We start from the raw sequence: 21,136 nt of genomic DNA, 5'->3' as shown, positions 1-21,136 counted from the left end.
AAGGGTGTGCCAAATACTGACGGTAACACCCTTTTTTATTTTTAATATTCTTGGAGGAACGTACCATTAGAGGCGGAAAAAAGGGTCAACAAACGACTCAAAAAAATCGTATTAACGAAGACATCACGGCAAAAGAAGTTCGACTAATTGGCTTTGACGGTGAGCAAGCAGGCATTGTGTCTTTGAGTGAAGCGTTGTCATTGGCGGAAGAAGCTGGTGTCGATCTCGTTGAGATCAGCCCTAATGCTGAGCCACCTGTTTGTAAGGTAATGGACTACGGTAAGTTCATTTTCGAAAAGAGCAAGGCGCAGAAAGAACAGAAAAAGAAGCAAAAGCAAATCCAGATTAAGGAAATCAAGTTCCGTCCGGGTACTGACATTGGTGACTACCAAGTTAAGCTGCGCAATCTTCGTAAGTTCTTAGAAGCGGGTGATAAGGCGAAAGTAACTATCCGTTTCCGTGGCCGTGAAATGGCCCACCAAGAAATTGGTATCGAACTTTTAAATCGCGTTAAAGATGATTTAGAAGATTTGGCAACTGTAGAGTCTTTCCCTAGGAAAGTAGAAGGTCGCCAAATGATCATGATGCTAGCGCCAGTGGCTAAAAAATAGTATACTGCGCGCCTTAAGATTTAGTGCAGGTTTACAAGCTATTTAAATTACCTCGGTAATTTGCTTAGCACCTGTATCTATCCGGTTGAAAGTAGGGGACTTTTATAGTCCCTTCACCGGTTTTGGGAGTAAGTAAGGCCAACAAAGTATCAACGAAAGTTGGACGCCTGCTTGCTAAATTTAAGCAATACATATTGGAGTTATTGCAATGGCTTATAAGCTAAAAACACACCGTGGCGCTGCTAAGCGCTTCAAGAAAACTGCTTCAGGCGGTTTCAAGCGTAAACAGGCGCACCTTCGTCACATTCTGACTAAGAAAACCTCTAAGCGTAAGCTTCACCTACGTCCTAAGCTAATGGTTCATAAGAATGACCACGGCTTAGTTTCTCGTATGTTACCATTCGCTTAATAGGGGTATAGAATAATGGCAAGAGTAAAACGCGGTACTATCGCGCGCGCACGTCACAAGAAAGTTTTAAAGCAAGCTAAAGGTTATTACGGTGCACGTTCACGTGTTTACCGCGTAGCTTTCCAAGCGGTTACTAAAGCGGGTCAATACGCTTACCGTGACCGTCGTGCGAAGAAACGTACTTTCCGTCAACTATGGATCGCACGTATCAACGCTGCAGCTCGTCAAAATGGTTTGTCTTACAGCCGTTTCATCAACGGTCTTAAGAAGACTTCTGTAGAGATCGACCGTAAGATCCTTGCAGACATCGCTGTTTATGACCAAACTGCATTTGCAGCACTAGTAGCTAAAGCGAAAGAAGGTCTTTCAGCTTAATCTACCCCTGTGTCAGCAGAAGAAAGGAGCCCTTTGGCTCCTTTTTTATTACCTAAATTTTACTTAGCGTGATTTTACTAGCACCCAATCCATCCAGCTGGTTGGCAGAATTCTTTTCAAAAACCCGAAAATATAGGTTGGCTTTGTGACGTAGTAACGTGCTTGCGGGTGCTGAGACTCCAACGCATGTACAAGGCGCTTGTAAACAGCTTCTGGACCAAGAGTAAACGGCTGAGGGACCGTTGCTGATTCTAATCGCCTTTGCTGAGCAAGATAATTCTCGCGGTGAGCACTGTGGTCAATATCAATACCCGATGTCAAAAAAGCATGCAGGGCATTATCCCTGAACTTTGATGTAATTGGACCGGGTTCGATTAGAGACACATGCACGCCACTGCCTTGAAGTTCTAATCTGAGTGTGTCAGTAAGACCTTCAAGGGCAAATTTACTGGCGTTATAAGCCCCCCGATAAGGCAAGGTCACCAGCCCTAAAACTGATGAATTTTGAATAATACGTCCATGACCTTGTTTACGCATTTTCTTACACACCAACTGAGTTAAGTGGTGCCAGCCAAAAACATTGGTCTCGAACTGCTTGCGTAAGGCTTCTACGGGCAGATCTTCAACAGCACCGGGTTGACCATAAGCACCATTGTTAAATAATGCATCCAGTTTGCCGCCACTATAGGCGAGAGCATCCTCTAACCCTTGTTCAATTGAATTAGTATCGGTGTAATCTAATTGCACACAGGTGATCCCCTGTGCATTGAGCTTTTTTACATCTTCAATACGACGGCAACTAGCAATCACCTCGTAACCGCGTTTTTGTAATTGCTGTGCACAGTAATAACCAATACCGCTTGAGCAACCAGTAATCAATATTGTTTTCATAGTTTTATGTAACACCTATGAGCAAGACTGTAGGCAAACTAACATTTCATCGCAGTACTCGCCAGTGTTTAGTTAAGCTTGTTATACTCGAAGCCAACAAGAGCAATAATAAGATATAACTATGCTTACAAGTCTATTACTCACGGCAGCCTTGGCCAACGACGCGCACTTGCCGCCACTCATTGAATGGCAGGGTCAAAGTGAAAATTTAATGCAAACACAGGGCCCACTTGTCACTGATTTTGAAAAGTCTGGCGGTATTGATTCGCCTAACTACGAGCAAACCGTGGCGTACTTGCACGCATTGCAAAAAGCCAATCCAACTCAATTTTCTATAAAAACCATAGCCAAGAGTAATGCTGGGCGTGATATCGATATGCTGATTGCGAGCCAAGATGGTGTAGCGTCAGCTGAGGCAATCAGCTTAAGTAAAAAGCCCACTCTTCTCATTCAAGCAGGGATTCACAGTGGCGAAATTGATGGCAAAGATGCCGGTTTTATGTTGTTACGTGATATCGCCAATGGCAAGCGTGATGACATTCTCAATCGCGTGAACTTACTTTTTATACCCATTTTAAATGTAGATGGTCACGAACGCCGCGGTGAATTCAACCGTATCAACCAACGCGGCCCAAGGGTTATGGGCTTTCGTACCAATGGCCAAAACCTTAACTTAAATCGTGATTACACTAAATTAGATACGCCAGGAATTCGCGCTGTTGCCGATGTGGTCAATCAATATCGACCGGATTTGTACATAGACATACATGTCACAGATGGCGCCGACTATCAGTATGATGTTACTTACGGCTATAACCCAGCGTTTGTGAGTGTGACACCCAAGGTAACCAAAGCACTAGACACCTACGTAAAACCCATTATTGACGAAAAACTGCAAGAACAAGGTCACATTCCCGGCCCACTTGTTTTCGTGATGGACAAAATGGAATTCAAGCACGGCCTCGCAGGGTGGGTTGCCGGACCGCGTTACTCCAATGGGTGGGGTGAACTTCGCCATTTACCGACGATTCTTGTTGAGAATCACTCGTTAAAGCCATATAAACAGCGCGTGTTAGGCACCTATGTATTGTTAGACGGCGCCATTGATGCGATGGCAAGCAATGCAGATAAATTAGCAGCAGCTGTTAAATCATCTGTTCAAAGCCAACCTAAAGAATTAGTCGTTGAGCTTGGCTATGCAAAAGAGCCTGACTTTGTGGAGTTTAAAGGTATCGCGTATGAACACTATTTTAGTGACGCGACAAAAACGAAAGAAGTTCGTTATTTAGGCAAGCCACAAAACTATGAAAAGCTGCCTATTTATTGGCAAAAAGACATCAAAACACAGGTGGCAATACCCAAGGCGTTTTATATTCCTGCGCAGTACAGCCAAATCATTGATACGCTCAAAGTGCAGGGTGTAGAGTTGCAAACTGTTGATGCGCTAACCTCTTTGAATCTGACTCAGGGCATTATCGCTGAGCATGAATTTGCTAAATCGCCATTTGAAGGCCGTTTTCGTGTTACGCCAACCATGGAGTATAAAACAGGTGCATATACTCTCGATTCTTCATGGCTGAAAGTAGATACACAGCAACGCTTGGGCTTGTTAGCAACGCACTTGTTGCATCCTGAGGCGCCGGATTCACTCTTCCAATGGGGCTATATGCATACCATTTTTCAACGTACAGAGTATGTAGAAAATTATGCATTAGCACCGTACGCTGAAACCTTGCTAAAACAAAACCCTGAATTAGCGAAACAATATGAGCAAAAATTGAAAGACGAGTCATTTGCACAAGATGCAGATTCACGGCGCGCATGGCTTTACGCCAACAGCCCATATTATGACCAACAATATTTACGCTACCCAATTTTAATGCAGTACTAGGAGGGGAGTTTCTTGTATTTGTATACAAGACAGAGCATGTAGGGTGTAGTTACTCTACTCGTGCTTAAAAACACAACTAACGCTGCATTATGGGTTCATCTTTATGCCTTATGGTCTTTGTTATATGCAATTTACGAAGGTTCGCGCCGCAGTCAAAAGGCATGAAGATGAACATAAAAAGTAAACCCAAAAGATAAATAAACTCTGATATGACTATTAAAATTCATACGATACCAGTGACACCTTTTATGCAGAATTGCCGCATCGTTGAGTGCACCAACACTAAGCAAGCTGTTGTTGTTGACCCAGGCGGTGATACACAGAAAATTGTCGAAAAATTCAACGAGCTAGAATTGCAACCTCAAGCTGTATGGCTGACTCATGGCCACCTCGACCATGTTGGCGCCGCTGATGAGCTAGCCAGCGCCTACAACATTGATATTGTAGGTCCACATGCAGATGAACAGTTTTGGTTTGACGCACTTCCTCAGCAAGCCCAGATGTTTGGCTTTGCGCCGCGCCCAACGTTTTTACCGACTCGTTGGTTAAGTCATGGCGAGCAGCTGTCTGTAGGGGATTTGTCATTTGAAGTGCGTTTGTGTCCAGGTCATACTCCAGGTCATGTAATTTTGGTTGACCACGACAATAAGATCACCTTAGTCGGTGATGTTATTTTTAAAGGGTCTATTGGGCGCACCGATTTCCCCAAAGGTGATGGACCAACGCTAATCGCTTCAATTGAGCGAGAAGTCTTGTCATTAGCTGACGATTACCGCATATTGAGCGGCCATGGGGAAGACACTTCGGTGGGTCATGAAAGGCTTTCCAACCCTTTTATAAGCGGAAAATTTGGCTAAAAAAACAAGACGATTTCCGATCCCTTGTGTATAATTTCACCTAATTAACGATAAAAAAAGAAAAAACAATGTCATTGAACCAAGTTGATCGCCAGATATTGGCATTATTACAGCAAGATGCAAGCCTATCGACTGCCGAAATAGCAGACCAAGTTGGTTTGTCGCAGTCTCCTTGTTGGCGCAGAATCGCACGCCTTGAGCAAGAAGGTTATATTAAAGGCAAAGTCGCCTTGTTAGACGAGAAAAAGCTTGGCTTTGATATGCTAGTTTACGCGCATGTACGCTTGTCTAACCATGGTCGTGACCAATTAGCGCAATTTGAAGAATTGATCATGAGCTACGATGAAGTTACAGAGTGCTATTCAATGGCTGGCACCATGGACTTCATGCTACGTATTATCTCTAAGGGTATTGAAGGTTACGAGTTGTTTGTTCGTGATAACTTGCTAAGTCTTCCTTATGTTCAAGAAGTTCACTCTAACGTGACTATGACCTGCGTTAAACGTTCCACTTCTTTGCCATTGTAAGAGCTAATTCAGCACTCGCTGTTTGAACGCCCACTAATTGTGGGCGTTTTTGTATGCATAATTGTTAATGTACCGTCATTTTGCTAGAATTTGCAGCCCTTTCGCAGGTTGTTTCTAATCGCATCGCAAACGAGGAATAAATGTTTAACTTACTCAGCAAAGCCCCAAGCTCTGCTAAAAACGATATATTGTCAGGCTTAACCGTAGCACTTGCTTTGGTACCTGAAGCCGTAGCCTTTGCTTTCGTAGCACAGGTTGACCCTTTAGTTGGTTTATACGCCGCATTTATTGTTGGCTTAATCACTTCATTAATTGGCGGACGCCCAGGAATGATCTCTGGGGCAACAGGTGCATTAGCCGTAGTAATGACCTCGTTAGTTATAACACACGGGGTAGAGTACCTGTTCGCAACAGTGCTATTGATGGGTATCCTGCAAATATTGGCGGGGGTGTTTAAGCTCGGAAAGTTCATTCGCATGGTGCCACACCCGGTCATGCTTGGCTTCGTAAACGGTCTTGCAATTGTCATATTCCTCGCACAGCTCGGCCAATTCAAAGTCCTAGGTGACGACGGTCAAATGCATTGGATGCAGGGTAATTTGCTTTATACCATGCTCGGTCTTGTTGCATTAACAATGGCGATTATTCATTTCTTACCTAAGCTGACTACGGCTATACCATCAAGCCTAGCAGCTATCGTTGTTGTGACTGGATTAGTACTCGGTTTAGACCTTGAAGCCCGTACAGTAATTGATTTTGTAAAAGACATGACGGGCGACAGCGCGGCAACAATTGCCGGTGGTTTCCCTGAGTTCCATATTCCTCAAGTGCCATTTAACTTAGAAACACTGAAAATCATCTTACCTTATGCAGTTATTCTAGCGGCTATCGGTTTAATTGAATCGCTATTAACGTTAACACTGATTGATGAGATTACCGACACCCGTGGTCACAGCAATAAAGAGTGTGTTGGCCAGGGCGCTGCGAATGTGACTTGTGGCTTCTTCGGCGCGATGGGTGGTTGTGCGATGATTGGTCAATCTATGATCAACATTAATTCTGGCGGTCGTAGTCGTTTATCAGGTATTACTGCGGCGTTGTTGCTGCTTGTGTTCATTCTTTTTGCCGCCAGCTACATTGAAATGATCCCTCTAGCAGCGCTCGTTGGTGTTATGTTCATGGTGGTTATTGGCACGTTTGAATGGTCAAGCTTCCGTATTATGCGCAAAGTACCAAAGTCAGATGCGTTTGTGATTTTCCTAGTGAGCGCAGTGACCGTTGCCACCGATCTTGCCATAGCAGTGTGTGTAGGTATTATCGTTTCAGCATTGGTGTTCGCTTGGCAACATGCGAAGCACATTTATACTGAGAGTTACATCGATAAAGAAGGCTCTAAAGTGTACGAGCTTCACGGCCCATTGTTCTTCGGTTCTGTAAAGAACTTCATTGAACTGTTTGATGTGAAGAATGACCCTAAAGACGTTATCGTTGAGTTTAAGCACAGCCGTGTCGCAGATCACAGTGCTATCGAAGCTATTGATACACTGGCAGACAAATACAATAAAGCGGGTAAAACATTGCACTTACGCCATGTAAGCCCAGACTGTAAGGAGCTGCTGCACAAAGCTCGCGATTTAGTGGAAATCAACGTTATTGAAGACCCGAAATACCGCGTTGCATCAGATGAATTAGGATAATCGAGTCACTGAATTTGCAGAGCAAAAGGCCAACTTCGAGTTGGCCTTTTTTGTTCAGGTGAAATTAACCCCAAAATGACTACACTTTTGGTAGTTTAATTTCGAATGGACCCGTATATGAAAAAGCTCCTTCCAGTATTAATAGCATCTGCCGTTACATTTCAAGTTCATGCGCAAGCATTACCCGATGAACCCCACATGCAGGTTAACGGTGTAGGTGAAGTATGGGCAACGCCAGATCAGGTCACCATTAATGTGAGTGTTAACGAGCAAAGCATGGATGTAATGCAGGCTAAACAAGTTGCTGATGGCAAGCTCGCTAAGATGATAGCGTTACTTAAAGAGCAGGGAGTAGCTGCCAAAGATATCCACGCAAGCCAATTGAATATTCATAGTAAAACTCGTTACAACAGAGATTCACAACGCAATGAATTTGACGGTTATGAAGTCAGTCGCTCGGTGAATGTCATTCTCAGAAGCGTAGATAAGTACGCCAACGTGCTCCAAGCTTTGGTGCAAACCGGTGCTAACCAGGTAGGCCAATCGCAATTTGGATTAAGTAACTACGACGAGCTATATGCCAAAGCACGTCAATTAGCATTCAAAGATGCAAAGGAGAATGCATCTGTATACGCTCAAGGTTTTGAAGCCAAGGTCGGCAAGGTATACAGCATCAACGCAATCCAACACCAGCAACCTACGCCATACCCACGTGTAGAAATGAAAATGATGGCAAGTGACGCCGCTAGAAGCGTACAAGATGCTTATAATGTTGGCGAAATTAAAGTTTCAGCAACCGTGAATGCAGTGTTTTTGCTCGATAATTAAGTACCGTCCTCTCCTGCGCCGATGTCGAAACGCACTTTTGTTTCCCATCGGCGCTTTTCTTTTAAATCAATTACCTGTAACGTTTCACAAACTAAATATTTTTCAGGAACTTTACTGTGATTGTGTCAATCTACGCCGCCATTTTAGCTTTGGTCTACGTACAACTTAGCCTTTATGTTGTTAAAGTTCGGACCGAGAAACGCCAGTCACTCGGAACTGGCGATCATGAAGAGCTCAACCGCGCTATCCGTGCACACAGTAACTTTATCGAATACGTGCCTTTTGCGTTGATTTTGTTATTCCTTAACGAATACCAAGGAATGGCGAGTCATTATGTTCATATTCTGGGGATTGTCTTTGTGATAGGGCGCTTATTGCACGCCAGCAATATCGCTCAGATAAACGAGAAGTTAAAAATCCGCGTACTGAGCATGCTGCTAACATTCAGTGTGATGATCATCACCGCAATTTCTTTATTGTTAGATGCCACGATTGGAATCTATTTGTAATAGCGAATCCATTATTAAATTTGAGCATCAGGCTCTTTAGTGCTGAAACCACTAACAAATATTTTATGATTTGTAACAAAGGGTAGCCGTGGCTACCCTTTGCATTTTCGGCTAAATTTACCTATCAATACTGATAATTGCTCACAAAACTCAGCTTACATATATCACTTCGTTGTATTGTCTGTTAGCTTTAACTAGTTGTTCCCATAAAAGGTTTTATGATGACCGAAATACTCATCGTGGCTTGCATCTTTCTATTGTCAGGATTGATTGCCGTGCCCATTGCGACTCGCTTAGGCCTGGGCTCGGTATTGGGCTACTTGATTGCTGGCATAGTTATTGCGCCATTTTTAGCTGTATTCCATGTTGATATTACTGCGATACAACATGTTGCCGAGTTCGGTGTGGTCATGATGTTGTTTTTAGTCGGCTTAGAGCTTGAACCGAAAAAGTTATGGTCGATGCGCACGCAATTGATTGGGCTTGGGGGCGGCCAAGTCATCATTACTTCGCTAGTGATTGGCGCAGTGTGTATGTGGATGGGATTCAGTTGGCAGTTATCACTTAGTATCGGACTTATCTTAACGTTGTCCTCAACAGCGATTGTACTTCAGAGTTTAGGAGAAAGGGGGCTGCTTAAAACCCAAGGTGGGCAAGCGTCCTTTTCCGTATTGTTAACACAAGATATTGCCGTTATTCCTATACTCGCATTCCTGCCTTTATTAGCAGCTCCTGATTTAGTAGTGAGTGCGGCAAGTGAAACGGGACACGGTAATTTTAACTTACTAGCAGACATGAATAGCTGGCAAAGTGCGTTAGTTAGACTTGCCGTAGTACTTGCAGTTGTTTTTGGTGGCACCTATTTAACAGGGCCTATTTTTAGGTTTGTAGCGCAAGCAAGACTGAGAGAGCTATTTACCGTTACCGCGTTGTTTTTAGTGATCGGTATCGCGTTACTGATGATGTTGGTTGGTTTATCTCCGGCGCTCGGCACCTTCATTGCAGGTGTAGTGCTAGCTAACTCTCCTTATCGTCATGAGCTTGAAAGCAATATCGAACCTTTTAAAGGCTTATTGCTTGGCGTATTTTTTATAACTGTGGGGGCGGGTGTCGACTTTGAACTTTTAGTGGCGAATGCGGGTGAAATCCTTGCAGCTACAGGGTTACTCATCGTTATAAAAATTGCTGTGCTGCTGATTATTGGCCGTATGATAGGTTTAAAAAATAACGCCCTGTGGTTGCTGGCGCTAGGAGTTGCACAAGCTGGTGAGTTTGGCTTTGTGTTGCTCTCGTTTTCAGTAAGTAACAGCATTATGTCACAAGATATCGCTGACAAATTACTGCTTATCGTCACCTTATCTATGTTGGCATCACCGTTGTTATTCATCATATATCAAAAATTTATCGCTACACGATGTGTAGAAAGTACGCCAAACAAAGAGGAAACATTCCTAGAGGAAAGCCACATAATTATCGCCGGTTCTGGCAGAGTGGGTGGTTTGGTTGACCGTATCTTGAAGATTGCAGGGTTCAAAGCCACCGTCGTTGATCATAATTTTCAAATGTTAGAAGCCATGGCTAGGTTAGGCGTACGCTATTTCTTTGGCGATGCAACACGCCCTGAAATTTTGAGCGCGGCAGGTATCGACAAAGCAAAACTGTTGATCATTGCGTTGGACGATAAAGAGCAGATATCAAAACTCACCCAATATGTTGTACAAACCTACCCACATGTTCATGTGATAGCCCGTGGCGTAGATAGGCATCATGTGTATGACCTGTGGTCGCTCGGTTGTCGAGACATTGTTCGAGAAACCTATGACAGCTCTTTGCGGATGGGGCGCTCAGCGTACGAAGCACTGGGCATAGACAGACAAAAGGCAGAAAAGATTATTGCACTATTCAATGACTATGACCGCCAGATGATGCAGGTAACGGCGGATGCTTACGACCCACATACCCCATTTCAAGACAACGATGAATACGTAAAACTGGTGCAAGATTACATGCAAGAATATGCGCCGCAATTGAAAGAAACTGTCGATGCAATCATTAATGATAAAGGGCCTATTAAGCCAGACATTAAATACGACCAATAGCAAAAAGGTACAACAAAGCAGGGCGCTGATATCAAAGGTGCCCACAACTTTTTAGCAAAATACATGCTTCCATTTTTCGCGGTCTTGCAATGTCCCTATAAAGTACTACAGTTGCACTTATACGATGTTTAAATTCTGTTAACACAAATAACACACAAGGTTAACAAGGGCATGTTATGAGTAAGATCATCTTATCTCTCGATGGCGGTGGCATCCGTGGGGCGGCAACTACCCAATTTTTGACGCTTATTGAAAAAGAGCTCACACAAAAACACGGTACATCGATAAGACAGTGCGTCGACTTTTATGCCGGCACGAGTACAGGCAGTATCATTGCATTGGCGCTGGCAACAACTGATATGTCTTTGAATGACATCAATAATCTATACGCTAGAAGCAGTGCAAAAAGAATCTTTACAGAAAACAGAGGTTTTTTTGATTGGGATGGTATCAACGCGCCAAAATATGAGGCCAGTGGCAAAACGAAGGTTCTCCAGGATAACTTCAAGTCAGCGACTATCAACGATGTTAAAGCAGGAAAGCATGTTTTAGCTGTGTCTTACGATATTTCCACACGCAGACCTGTGGTATTAAAATCAACAAACCCCAAGCATCTTAATCTTAAATCTTCAGTAGTGGCGGATGTATCGAGCGCTGCACCCACGTATTTCCCAACGCTAGAATTAAAACTAGATGGGCAAGACCATTGGTTAGTCGACGGCGGCGTAACAGCAAATAATCCAACTATGTGTGCCTTAGCGGAAGCGCGACGTGTTTGGCACCAAGAATCTTGGGATAATTTCAAAGTGCTATCTGTCGGCACTGGTTATAGAACTCGTAAAATCAATGGTCCCGAATCTCAGCGTTGGGGAAAAATCGGCTGGGTTACCAAAGGTGACATCATCGACTTGTTAGCTGATGAAATGGTTGTGGCATACCAAGCGTTCACTATATTGAAGCCGGGCAACTATATACGGGTAAATGCAGACATGAAAAAGCAACCTGGTTTAATGAACCCACCAGATGATGCGATGGATGACATATCCAGTAGCAACATTAAAAAACTCAAAGATATGGGTAAGTGGTGGTTCGATGTCTATGGTGAAGCTGTCATTCAATTATTGCTCGGTACATACACAGGTAAGTCGTTAGATAGAATCGATTCACAAACACAAAAGCCAATTCAATAATTACACGATGAGATAGTGAATGATGGAAGAAACACTCATTAAATCAGTGAAATTGTCAGGGCAACAAGGTTAGATATATAAATCTTTAACTTATTTAACATAACATAAATTATAGGTTGTTATAATTAACACTGCCAGCACAACCTATATATGTCCAATACTAGACGGTATCGGACATTTTGGGCGTTTGAATACAAACTTCTTCTTAATTATGCAAATACCTTTGCTTTATGTTTGCCCAAATACACCTTGGTGTTTTATATTTTGAATGTTATTAGCGTATTAGCGTTATTGAGCAAACACTCTGTATCGCATAGTATTAACTTAAACACGAATAAAAAAGATGCATTATGGAATTTGTTCGTCCCCTAGAGCCGATTCTGATCATCGATGATGATCAGTCCATGCGAAGTTCTTTAGCCGCCATTCTCACCGAGCTTGGTTATGACCAGATATCTGGAAGTGCTGATATCGCTGACGCCAAACCTTTACTATCTCAACTTGATCCAAAAGTTGTATTCGTAGATGTTGCCTTACCTGATTGTGACGGTTGCGACATTATCAGTTATCTAACCTCCGCCCATCCACATTGTCAGATTATCCTGTGTGCTGATCACAACTCATTTGAAAATGTTGAACACAACTGGGAATTTGGTGCAAAGGAATACATAAGTAAGCCCTTTAATGCCAATAAGGTGGACATGGTTATGAAACGATTGGAATTAAACTAGCGCTAATGCAAGAAAAATTAACACGACTTACGCTTGGCCTTGCCGATGTTATCTTCGGTAAAGAGCAACAAATTAAACTCGCGCTGTGTGCCATGTTATCTCGGGGTCATTTACTCCTTGAAGACCTTCCTGGCATGGGTAAAACCACGTTATCACATGGCTTGGCTCAAGCTTTAGGAATGAGTTATCAACGCATTCAATTTACCAGTGATTTATTACCTGCCGATATTCTTGGTGCAAGTATCTTTAACACCAAAGAGCAAAAGTTTTCTTTTCACAAAGGGCCTATTTTTAGCCAAGTCGTACTAGCCGACGAAATCAACCGAGCTGGTCCGAAAACTCAAAGCGCCTTGCTCGAAGCCATGGAAGAAGGACGAGTCAGTATTGATTCAGAAAGATACACGCTCCCTGCTCCATTTTTCGTTGTTGCAACGCAAAACCCACAGCATCAATCTGGCACATTTCCTCTGCCAGAATCCCAACTCGATCGCTTTTTTATGCGTCTCAGTTTAGGGTTTCCACCTGCCGACGCAGAGAAGTTACTCATAAAGGGTCTTGGTCCTCAGCGTGATGCGGTAAAAGAGCCAATAATAACTAGCGAAGAACTCATGACCATGCAGTCACAGGTCGATGCTGTATCTATTGCAAACACCGTGGTCGATTATATTTTGGCGCTTGTGACGCTCACTCGGCACGACAAAGACATTGCTCACCCTTTATCACCACGCGCGAGTATTGCCATTGCCCAAGGAGCAAAAGCATGGGCATTTATTGAGGGGCGTGATTTTGTGATGCCCGAAGATGTGCAAGCTGTGTTCCCTAGTATTTGCGAACACCGAATGAATCCTCATGATTCTTACAGTCAATCAAGCGTTTGTGACGATATTTTACGCCGAGTAAAGGTGCCGCTTTAACATGTTTGCCTTCGTGTCCAAGGCATTTTCTCCCATTGGTAATAAAATCGAATCGCTGTTATTACGCGACAAACACAAAACGTCGCGTATTACTTTATCGCACAATACTCTGTATGTGTTGCCCTCTAAAATGGGCATGTTATTTCTCCTTGTTGCCGTATTAAATTTTATTTTGGGTGCCAATTATCAGAACAACCTAATTCAGGTAACGGCTTATCTGATGCTAATTTTGGTGCTGATGTCGTTGATTCAAGCATATAGCAATATGAAAGGCCTAGTGCTTGATTTCCAAGATATTCCGGACGTTTTCGCCAATCAACCGGTGAGTTATAGAGTAAGAGTGTCCAATGAGCAAAGACGCTCCTACGCAGTCAATTTAAAATGGGATGGCGTCAGTTATCTACTTGATTCAGTTGATAATGCGCCACAAGAAGTGATCATTAGCGGCGACAAACACACGCGTGGTAAGTATGCAGCAAAAAGACTGAAAATCATGTCTTCGTTTCCGTTTAGCCTCGCTCAGGTGTGGAGCTATCTGGAGCCGAAAAAAATGTACTATGTTTACCCTGCTACCTATGCACACAACCACCCGCTTAGTACTTACTTGACTCAGAGCGATGAGTCTGACAGTACTGCGCTTTATAAACCGGGTAACGATGAATTCGCGGGATTAAGAGAAAAAAAGCACCAAGTAGACTACCGCAGAATATCGTGGAAACACTTTGCTAAACGAGAAGAACTGTTAGAAAAAGAATTTGTGACACAAGCGCAGACTGCAAAGGTATTGGACTTCGAGTCGCTTGTTGGCAGTACAGAACAACGTTTGAGTATGATGGCTTTTACCATAGAGGAAGCAAAAAGACAGAGCATACCGATTGCTATCCAACTTCCAGGTAAACATCTGGCAACTGACGGACCTACTACCGAATACACAGAAATCCTACGCGCGCTCGCAACATTTAAGCAAGGACGCGTTGCACATGGTTAATTTCGCAAGTCTGATACTTAGTTTGATTTACATCGGCATTTTAGCGCTAATTGGTGCAGAGTTTCCGCCAATGTTGCTCAGCGTCTTACTGTTGATGTGCCTATGGAACCTACTGTTGGCGAGTAAAAGATCAAGCCGCCCTGGTGCTTTGTTGACCAACATACTCGCCGCCGCCTTACTGGTCGTGCTATTTATTTCCATTAACCTAAAGCAAAGCGTGCTGTTGTTCGTCGCTATGTTACTGCAAGCGAGTATTTTGAAATTGCTGCAAGCACGCACTGAAAAACAATTAAAAACGGTCATCGTGCTATCGTTTTTTTGTATATCGACAGTATTTTTATATAAACAAGATTTAATAAGTACATTTTTAGTCGGGGTATTCTTTATAGCCCTTACTGCAGCGCTTGCGTCTGTCAGTGGCGTGCGCTCCGCTCGCATTTCCTTTTTAAAGGCAATTCAGTCCCTAGCGCTTGCAATGCCGATTGCCGCGATGATGTTGATTTTTGTTCCCAAGATGCCTGCTTTTTGGAAATTACCTGGCGCTAACTCCTCAAAGACGGGATTAAATGAGCGTGTCGATCCTTTTAATATTGCCAATCTTGCCAAGTCAGGTGAACTTGTTTTTCGCGCTGAATTTGCAAACACCCCACCTGCTCCTCCTTATTACTGGCGAGCGATGTTGCACGATGAGTTCGATGGCAATGCATGGGTTAAAAGCGAAGGAATTATCGCGGCAGATACATCCATTGATTTTCAAAGTTATGAAAATCAAGCGACTATTTATTTAGAAAAAAGTGCCAACCCATGGTTGTATACACTTGGGTATGGCGGCAGTAACTTGTCGAGTATTTTGAACCTGCGCCATGGTCTGCTCAGACGTAAAGACCCCTCGGCTTCATCGTTCCAATATCCACTGAGATATACAGAACAGCCTGAAATGCCTTTGAGTCAATACGGTTACAGATTCTATACACAACTCCCAGTTGACGGAAACCCAGAATCGCGAAAACTAGCTCGACAAATAAAAGCACAAACAAACACTACAGATGAATTTATCGATGCCCTGTATCGACACTATTCTATTAATGGCTTCACCTACACCCTTACCCCTACTCCGATAACTGGTGGTGATACGCTCGATATTTTCCTTACCCAAACACAGAGAGGATTTTGCGGACATTACGCCAGCGTCAGCGCGTTTATTATGCGCAGTGCAGGCATACCAGCTAGGCTGGTGTCTGGTTATTTGGGGGGTGAGAAAGTAACCGATAAGAATTACTTAGCTGTTTATCAATATGATGCCCATGCATGGGTCGAGTATTATGACGGTAAAAAATGGCAACGCTTTGACGCCACAGCTGTTGTCGCGCCCGAGCGCCTTAATGGCTCATTGTCTCAGGTCGAAAACTTACAACAAGAGTTTTTAGATAATCTTGATTTTGGACTGATCCAATTTGCTAATTTTGAATCTTTGCGTTGGTTGCGGATCAAACTTGAAGAGCTTGACTATAGCTGGACTAAATGGGTGCTGGGTTTTGACCAACAAAAGCAAAGCAATATGCTAAAGGATTTGCTGGGGAATAAGTTAGCACAATACAGTATGGTGATTGTGGTGCTGAGTCTCGCTATAATCCTCACTGTGTTGTTACTGATTAACTCTCGACAACATAAGGTAAATTTAAGTTTCAGTGCCAAACAATTACAAAGACTATTTGCTGCTGCGGATAAATCGGGGCTGCTAAGTAGCGAACAACTCACTCCTGTGAATCAATTACATTACTTAGCCCTACATAACCCAAGTATTAAGCCGTACATTGAGCAAATTGAGCAAACGTATATTAAACAAACATACGAGCAAGCTGATTTATCACAACATCAGCAATCCGCACTTAAACGCGCCGTCAACAAATCAATCAAATTATTAGGTTAGTAAATGAATGCAGTCGTCGTGGGCGTTTTATTAATGCTCATACTCACTCTTTTTCGTGTCAATGTCATTGTTGCTATGGTGGTTGCCGCTATCGCAAGTGGATTACTTGCCGGACTTTCGCTGACAGCGACAGTCGAGGCATTTAATTCGGGTTTATCGGGCGGTGCTGAAATAGCGCTGAGTTATGCAATGTTGGGAGCATTCGCAGTTGCCATATCAAAATCTGGCCTGACAAATCTACTGGCGCAAAAACTACTCAAGATGATGCACCACGAAGATACGTCCGATACATTTCTGTCCTATGCGATTATGACAGTCATTTTGTTCTGTGGTTTAAGTTCTCAGAACCTGATCCCCGTACATATTGCCTTTATACCCATACTCATCCCACCGTTACTGGGTATTTTTAACAAACTAAGATTAGATAGGCGTGCAATTGCCTGTATTCTCACCTTTGGTTTAGCGACCGCCTATATGGTGCTTCCCTATGGTTTTGGCGGCATATACCTGTTCAATATTTTGCATCTTAACCTAGAAGAAAATGCTTTAATTATTGATAAGAGTTTGGTTCCACAAGCTATGATTATTCCAGCTTTGGGTATGCTCATCGGTTTATTTGTCGCTGTATTCATTAGTTACCGTGGTAAACGTGAATACGACACTACGCACATCAATAACACCCATGATCTTAATGTTGAAAATCAACATCGAGTGATGCTGGTTGGTGTGCTCGCTATCGTGCTTTCTTTACTTGCGCAATATATGAGCCAATCAATGATACTAGGCGGCTTGGTAGGTGTTGTAGTCTTTACCGTGTTCGGCGTTGTTAAGTGGCAAGAGAATCAGGACGTATTCTCCAAAGGTGTTGCCATGATGGCAATGATTGGCTTTATCATGATCTCCGCGCAAGGCTTTGCAGAAGTCATGAAGGCAACGGGCCACATAAATACCTTAGTTGAAAGTACCGCGAGTGTAATTGGTGACAATAAAGCGCTGGCCGCATTTTTAATTTTACTTGTGGGCCTAATGATCACCATGGGCATCGGTAGTTCATTCTCAACAGTGCCGATTATCGCTGCGCTATTTGTACCGCTATGTATGGAAATTGGTTTTTCGCCCATGGCTATTGTCGCGCTTGTTGGTACTGCCGGAGCACTGGGTGATGCAGGGTCCCCTGCTTCGGACTCAACGTTGGGGCCTACTTCTGGGTTAAATGTCGATGGTCAGCACGACCATATTTGGGATTCTGTGGTGCCAACCTTTGTACACTTTAATATTCCCTTAGTAATTTTTGGTTGGATTGCTGCCTTAGTACTATGAAAAACGTGTAGCGCATCTGTCATGTATTAGCAGCCGGTCTAGCTAGGAACTATCGCTTTGTTAAGCAGCTAACTTATATTGAGCTCTGTTGCTGAGTATTGATATACCCAATACCAAGTATGATGTGTTCAAAGTATAGACCAAATAGAGGAGCATAAAGCTCCCCATCAGCGTTGTTCTTAATTAAACGCCTTTAAATCCGTTTAGCATTTTTTCGCACACTACAGGTGTTGGACGATGGTTTTCATCTACCGCAACAAAGGTAAAGCTGCCACAGATAGCTAAATGCTTGTCATCTTTGTGCATAGTCTCTAGAAAGATCTCAACATCTACTTTCAAGCTCGTATTACCTACGTGTACAACTTTAGACACTAGCTCAGCGAATGTGCCTGCTGGAATAGCCTCTTTGAAGTCAACTCTGTCAGAGGAAATAGTCACTAGCGGTTTACGACAAAAACGCGTTGCTGCGATGAAGGCAACTTCATCCATCCAAGCTAATGCATCACCACCGAACAAGGTATTGTGATGGTTAGTTCGACCAGGAAATACGGTTTTGGTAACGTGAGTAATAGAGTCTTTGATTCGTTGTGCTACTACAGCATCTTTATCAAGTGGTTTAGTCATTCGTTTTAGCTTCGCTCGCTAGAGTATCTATCATTAAAATTTGTGGGTCCAAACGGGTATCAAACCAATTTAAACGCCAGTCTAAATGTGGACCAGTGACACGGCCTGTTGCGCCTATTTGGCCAATTTGTTCACCAGTATCAACCTCTTCGCCCTGCTCCACATTGATTTTGTGCATATGGATGTAAGTTGAGGTAATTCCGTGACCATGATCGAGAATCAGGGTTCCACCGGAGTAATACAAATCAGGATGCGCAAACACCACTTTTCCTGGTAGCGGTGCAAAAATAGGCGTACCTGTTTTGTTCGCTATGTCCAAGCCAAAATGAGGGCGTTTTGGCGTACCGTTAAAATAACGCTGGCTACCATACACGCCAGATATACGCCCTTGTGCAGGACGATATAGCGGCGCCAAAAAGTCAGTTCTTGATGATGCAACTTTGCGGGCATTTTTTACCATTACAGCGTCATTACGAATACGTTCGCTGACCTCTGGTGCCGGAGATACATATTTCTGCTCAACGCCTTCGATTTTATCGATCTTGTAATTACGTGCTTGCACGTCGAATGTAAGTTGCTGCCATTGACCCGCTTTGTCCTGCCACTTTAAAACCTGAGTTTGTTCAGCATCTCGGCCAACACCAAAAACAAAACGTCCTTGGTCATCGCGCATCAGGTCACGCTCGGCGAACACGACTTTTTTAGCATCCGGTAGCTGACCTACGAGCATTGCGCCTTGGGTCAATTTGCCTTTGATCAGCGGAAACGGCAGCACATCGGATTCTTGCGCGAAACTGGCGCCGTTTAATCCACATACAGCCAGTAACATCCTTATTAATTTCAGCTTTTTATGCATAACTAATTGACCCCTTACCTACGCCTTCATAGGCGGTTACCTTAATTGCACTGTCAGGGTGCTCGCGTTTCAACTCCTGAGCTATGTAGTCAGCAATACACTCTACGGTCGTATCACAGGGTAAAACGTCGACACATTGCGCGCTTAAAGCGAGTTCGAATTCGCCTTGGTTAGCTGTGTATTTACTACAAATATCACCATCATGTGCACGTATGTGCTGTAGCTCGGATGCGCTAACTTTGTCTTCTTCGCTCAATAAATAGATGTCACGCCACTTTTCAGACCACAGTTTCTGTAAGCGAGGCATCTGCATACCATCTAATTCGATACCTATGGTGCTACGGTGACCATGGACGATACGCTGGCAGTTGCCGTCGTGCTTTTTTAGGCCATGAGAATAGTGATAGTAAAAGCTGTTACTCGGTTCAGGACGTAAGTTAATACCGATACCTTTAACATTGTCAGGGAGTTCAGGCTGAATGAGTGCCGTTAAGTGGGCAACCACTGATTGCTCGTTAATAATTGGCGCATCAATTTTGCTAACAGCTGCAAGCGGTGCACGCATCGCAAAATGGTGCGTATCAGCAAATGTAGCGTCAATTTGGCAATAGCCGTCAGCTTCTTCGAACTGCAAATCCGCCTGTATTGGGATAGCCAAAGAATGGTCGACAGATGCATCGATAATGCGTTTCACCTGCTTCTTAACCAGTGCAAAGTCCAACACCATAGACTCGTCATTCAACTCACCGTCGAGTGTTAAATCAACAATCCAACTTTCACCAATCGGTCCGCGTTTTGGACAAAAATAAGAGAAATCGATAACCGTGAGATTATTAACGAATAGAGTCATGTACTAGCCTTTAACGCTGCAAATATTTAAGCGAAATTATACAGAGTATGGCAGCAATTTTCTGCCCTTTTACCTACAGAAATAGCAATTATTCTTATCATTACAACGAAAGAACACCACCTTCACATTTTTTACACAAAAATGGCGTAAAAATAGCACATTAAATCACTGCTCAGAGTTGTTTAGCGTACATGTGTACGCTAAAGTAGCTGCAAATTTTTGAAAACGATAAAGTGTGTTATGGAACGTAAGAACAGCTATACAAAAGAAGATCTCGTAATTTGTGGTGAAGGTAAACTTTTCGGTGATGAGAACTGCCGTTTACCTAGCGATAATATGTTAATGATGGACCGCATTGTTTCAATCACTGAAGACGGTGGTGAGCACGGCAAAGGTTATATTGTTGCTGAACTTGATATCGACCCTTCACTTTGGTTTTTTGATTGTCACTTTAAAGGCGATCCGGTAATGCCTGGTTGTCTTGGTCTTGATGCTATGTGGCAGCTTGTTGGCTTTTTCCTAGGTTGGTCAGGTGGCCCAGGTCTTGGTCGCGCACTTGGTGTAGGTGAAGTTAAATTCACAGGCCAAATCCTGCCTACCGCTAAAAAAGTTACGTATCGCATCGAAATGAAGCGTGTTATTAAACGTAAGTTATTTATGGGCCTTGCTGATGGCACTGTTGAAGTAGATGGCCGTGTTATCTATGAAGCAAAAGATTTGAAAGTAGGTCTTTTCCAAGATACAAGCGCTTTCTAAAGCTCATTAAAAACGCCGCTTTAAGCGGCGTTAATACTTCTTTAGACTTTAAACATTGACCTTTCTTCGATGGCTTCTCGCCAGCCACCTAGCCATTGTGAACGTGGATCGAGTTGTTGGTAGGGGCAGTTTTCTTTTGAGCGGCCTGCCAAGCCAGCTTTATAACCTTGAGAATGGGCGCGTTCTAGACGATCACGTTTTTGTCTCTTCATAGGTAAAGTCCTCACCATTTATAGTTTTCGTACTGTGTAGTTTTTATTATCTACACGTAATGAATAGTTAA

The 21,136-nt window shown here is 43.3% G+C and carries 22 protein-coding genes; 17 read left to right on the top strand and 5 right to left on the bottom strand.

Features of this window, described 5'->3' with window-relative positions; genetic code table 11:
* Positions 1 to 50 precede the first annotated feature (50 nt).
* The 3 genes from infC (at position 51) to rplT (ending at position 1,395) form a co-directional block, all read left to right on the top strand.
* Positions 51 to 611 (top strand): translation initiation factor IF-3, encoded by a 561-nt coding sequence (gene infC / locus V1358_RS01245; protein ID WP_347389355.1) that lies wholly within the window; start codon positions 51 to 53, stop codon positions 609 to 611.
* Between the two features lie 208 nt (positions 612 to 819).
* A complete protein-coding gene (rpmI, locus tag V1358_RS01240; protein ID WP_022944197.1) occupies positions 820 to 1,020 on the top strand; it encodes a 50S ribosomal protein L35 in 201 nt (66 codons plus the stop codon).
* Positions 1,021 to 1,035: 15 nt separating this feature from the next.
* Positions 1,036 to 1,395, top strand: coding sequence for a 50S ribosomal protein L20 (gene rplT, locus V1358_RS01235; RefSeq protein WP_022944198.1), 360 nt, complete (start codon positions 1,036 to 1,038; stop codon positions 1,393 to 1,395).
* A 63-nt stretch (positions 1,396 to 1,458) separates the two neighbouring features.
* On the opposite strand, the gene V1358_RS01230 is transcribed toward rplT, so the two are convergent.
* Complete coding sequence (locus V1358_RS01230; RefSeq protein WP_347392330.1) at positions 1,459 to 2,286, bottom strand: SDR family oxidoreductase; 828 nt, start codon at positions 2,284 to 2,286, stop codon at positions 1,459 to 1,461.
* A 121-nt stretch (positions 2,287 to 2,407) separates the two neighbouring features.
* Between V1358_RS01230 and V1358_RS01225 the strand changes: the two genes are divergently transcribed.
* The 13 genes from V1358_RS01225 (at position 2,408) to V1358_RS01165 (ending at position 17,767) form a co-directional block, all read left to right on the top strand.
* Positions 2,408 to 4,177: a M14 family metallopeptidase gene (locus V1358_RS01225; RefSeq protein WP_347392329.1), complete on the top strand. Its 1,770-nt coding sequence runs from the start codon at positions 2,408 to 2,410 to the stop codon at positions 4,175 to 4,177.
* Positions 4,178 to 4,392: 215 nt separating this feature from the next.
* On the top strand, positions 4,393 to 5,034 hold the full coding sequence (locus tag V1358_RS01220; RefSeq protein ID WP_347389512.1) for an MBL fold metallo-hydrolase: 642 nt from the start codon (positions 4,393 to 4,395) through the stop codon (positions 5,032 to 5,034).
* A 68-nt stretch (positions 5,035 to 5,102) separates the two neighbouring features.
* Positions 5,103 to 5,561, top strand: a complete 459-nt coding sequence (locus V1358_RS01215) for an Lrp/AsnC family transcriptional regulator (RefSeq protein ID WP_347389358.1) — start codon at positions 5,103 to 5,105, stop codon at positions 5,559 to 5,561.
* Between the two features lie 140 nt (positions 5,562 to 5,701).
* Positions 5,702 to 7,258, top strand: a complete 1,557-nt coding sequence (locus V1358_RS01210) for a SulP family inorganic anion transporter (RefSeq protein WP_347389359.1) — start codon at positions 5,702 to 5,704, stop codon at positions 7,256 to 7,258.
* Positions 7,259 to 7,375: 117 nt separating this feature from the next.
* Entirely contained in the window at positions 7,376 to 8,086 is a 711-nt protein-coding gene (locus tag V1358_RS01205; protein ID WP_347392328.1) for an SIMPL domain-containing protein, read from the top strand.
* 116 nt (positions 8,087 to 8,202) lie between these two features.
* Positions 8,203 to 8,595, top strand: coding sequence for an MAPEG family protein (locus V1358_RS01200; RefSeq protein WP_347389361.1), 393 nt, complete (start codon positions 8,203 to 8,205; stop codon positions 8,593 to 8,595).
* A 218-nt stretch (positions 8,596 to 8,813) separates the two neighbouring features.
* A complete protein-coding gene (locus V1358_RS01195; RefSeq protein ID WP_347392327.1) occupies positions 8,814 to 10,694 on the top strand; it encodes a monovalent cation:proton antiporter-2 (CPA2) family protein in 1,881 nt (626 codons plus the stop codon).
* Positions 10,695 to 10,870: 176 nt separating this feature from the next.
* A complete protein-coding gene (locus V1358_RS01190; RefSeq protein ID WP_347392326.1) occupies positions 10,871 to 11,884 on the top strand; it encodes a patatin-like phospholipase family protein in 1,014 nt (337 codons plus the stop codon).
* Between the two features lie 350 nt (positions 11,885 to 12,234).
* Positions 12,235 to 12,615: a response regulator gene (locus tag V1358_RS01185; protein WP_347389364.1), complete on the top strand. Its 381-nt coding sequence runs from the start codon at positions 12,235 to 12,237 to the stop codon at positions 12,613 to 12,615.
* A 5-nt stretch (positions 12,616 to 12,620) separates the two neighbouring features.
* Positions 12,621 to 13,529, top strand: coding sequence for an AAA family ATPase (locus V1358_RS01180; RefSeq protein WP_347389365.1), 909 nt, complete (start codon positions 12,621 to 12,623; stop codon positions 13,527 to 13,529).
* A 1-nt stretch (position 13,530) separates the two neighbouring features.
* The gene (locus V1358_RS01175; RefSeq protein ID WP_347392325.1) at positions 13,531 to 14,517 is read left to right on the top strand and encodes a DUF58 domain-containing protein; all 987 of its coding nucleotides are present in this window, start codon (positions 13,531 to 13,533) and stop codon (positions 14,515 to 14,517) included.
* On the top strand, positions 14,510 to 16,447 hold the full coding sequence (locus V1358_RS01170; RefSeq protein ID WP_347392324.1) for a transglutaminase TgpA family protein: 1,938 nt from the start codon (positions 14,510 to 14,512) through the stop codon (positions 16,445 to 16,447). The genes V1358_RS01175 and V1358_RS01170 overlap by 8 nt, the downstream gene beginning before the upstream one ends.
* 3 nt (positions 16,448 to 16,450) lie before the next feature.
* A complete protein-coding gene (locus V1358_RS01165) occupies positions 16,451 to 17,767 on the top strand; it encodes a Na+/H+ antiporter family protein (protein WP_347392323.1) in 1,317 nt (438 codons plus the stop codon).
* Positions 17,768 to 17,950: 183 nt separating this feature from the next.
* Here the strand turns inward: V1358_RS01165 and V1358_RS01160 are convergent, their stop codons facing one another.
* The 3 genes from V1358_RS01160 to V1358_RS01150 are packed head-to-tail and all read right to left on the bottom strand — an operon-like array spanning position 17,951 to position 20,097.
* Entirely contained in the window at positions 17,951 to 18,391 is a 441-nt protein-coding gene (locus V1358_RS01160) for an acyl-CoA thioesterase (protein ID WP_347392322.1), read from the bottom strand.
* Positions 18,384 to 19,247: a M23 family metallopeptidase gene (locus V1358_RS01155; protein ID WP_347392321.1), complete on the bottom strand. Its 864-nt coding sequence runs from the start codon at positions 19,245 to 19,247 to the stop codon at positions 18,384 to 18,386. Before V1358_RS01155 ends, V1358_RS01160 begins: the two co-directional genes overlap by 8 nt.
* Positions 19,240 to 20,097 carry a 6-carboxytetrahydropterin synthase gene (locus V1358_RS01150; protein ID WP_347392320.1) on the bottom strand — a complete coding sequence of 286 codons (858 nt, stop codon included), beginning with the start codon at positions 20,095 to 20,097 and terminating at the stop codon, positions 19,240 to 19,242. The genes V1358_RS01155 and V1358_RS01150 overlap by 8 nt, the downstream gene beginning before the upstream one ends.
* Before the next feature lie 240 nt (positions 20,098 to 20,337).
* Between V1358_RS01150 and fabA the strand changes: the two genes are divergently transcribed.
* Entirely contained in the window at positions 20,338 to 20,853 is a 516-nt protein-coding gene (gene fabA / locus V1358_RS01145) for a bifunctional 3-hydroxydecanoyl-ACP dehydratase/trans-2-decenoyl-ACP isomerase (RefSeq protein WP_347389372.1), read from the top strand.
* Between the two features lie 41 nt (positions 20,854 to 20,894).
* Here the strand turns inward: fabA and rmf are convergent, their stop codons facing one another.
* A complete protein-coding gene (gene rmf / locus V1358_RS01140; protein ID WP_347389373.1) occupies positions 20,895 to 21,065 on the bottom strand; it encodes a ribosome modulation factor in 171 nt (56 codons plus the stop codon).
* Between the last annotated feature and the right edge of the window lie 71 nt (positions 21,066 to 21,136).

The sequence above is a fragment of the Pseudoalteromonas pernae genome, from assembly GCF_039831865.1.
Taxonomy (GTDB): domain Bacteria; phylum Pseudomonadota; class Gammaproteobacteria; order Enterobacterales; family Alteromonadaceae; genus Pseudoalteromonas; species Pseudoalteromonas pernae.
This window is presented reverse-complemented; position numbering and strand designations above follow the sequence as displayed.